The organism is Neisseria sp. P0009.S007, from assembly GCF_051962515.1.
In genome coordinates, this window is record NZ_JBQCVF010000453.1 from 1 (window position 1) to 1,117 (window position 1,117).

Consider the following 1,117-nt stretch of genomic DNA (forward strand, 5'->3'; position numbering starts at 1 on the left):
GCATATACGGAAACATTATGGACAACTCACAAAATACAGAAAATCCGATTCCTCCACGCAACTCCATCCGCAAAAACAGCATTTACCTGCTGCCCAATTCCTTTACCATCGCAGCACTGTTTTGCGCGTTCTTCGCCATTACACAGTCCATGCACGGACGTTATGAAACGGCAGCGATTGCAGTCTTCCTTTCCATGCTGCTCGACGGCATGGACGGACGCGTTGCCCGTTTGACCAACAGCCAGAGCGCGTTCGGCGAACAGCTCGACAGCCTTGCAGATATGGTCAGCTTCGGCGTAGCGCCTGCCCTGATTGCCTACAAATGGCAACTTTGGCAGTTTGGCAAAATCGGTTATTCCATCGCCTTTATCTACTGCGCCTGCGCCGCCCTGCGTTTGGCACTGTTCAACACGCTTATCGGCAAAGTCGATAAACGCTGGTTTATCGGCGTTCCAAGCCCGACCGCCGCAGCGTTGATTGTCGGCCTGATTTGGGTCAATCACAGCTTTGAACGCTTCCCCGGAGTGCATTGGTGGGCATTGGGCATTACCCTGTTTGCCGGCATTTCCATGATTGTGCAGATTCCGTTTTGGAGCTTTAAAGAAATCAACGTCCGCCGCCAAGTGCCGTTTATGGGCATGGTGTTGGCCGTGTTGATTTTGCTTTTGATTAATTGGGAGCCTTCGCTCATCCTCTTCCTGTTTTTCCTCGGTTACAGCCTGTCCGGTTATGTGATGGCAGTCATCCGTTGGTTTAAAAAACGCCATAAAACTCACAAACACGACAAGGCCGTCTGAAATGTGGTCTTGGGACATCATCCTTGCCCTGCTCGCCGTCGGTAGCGCGGCGGGCTTTATTGCCGGACTGTTCGGCGTAGGCGGCGGCACGTTGATTGTTCCCGTTGTCTTATGGGCATTGCAACTGCAAGGCATAGGCGGCCACCCCTATGCCCAGCATCTTGCCATCGGCACTTCCTTTGCCGTAATGGTGTTTACCACCTTCTCCAGTATGTACGCCCAACATAAAAAGCACGCCATCGATTGGGCGACCGTCCGCCGAATGACGCCAGGCATGATACTCGGCGTACTCCTCGGCGCGGTAACGGCAAAATATATGC

General features: G+C 53.0%; 2 protein-coding genes. Both read left to right on the forward strand.

Going from position 1 to position 1,117, the window contains the following annotated elements; all coding sequences use genetic code 11:
- The first annotated feature begins 17 nt into the window (after nucleotides 1–17).
- Nucleotides 18–797 carry a CDP-diacylglycerol--serine O-phosphatidyltransferase gene (gene pssA, locus ACTHS3_RS14000; RefSeq protein WP_070607700.1) on the forward strand — a complete coding sequence of 260 codons (780 nt, stop codon included), beginning with the start codon at nucleotides 18–20 and terminating at the stop codon, nucleotides 795–797.
- Nucleotide 798: 1 nt separating this feature from the next.
- A partial coding sequence (locus ACTHS3_RS14005; protein ID WP_440368253.1) for a sulfite exporter TauE/SafE family protein occupies nucleotides 799–1,117 on the forward strand: 319 nt, incomplete at its 3' end.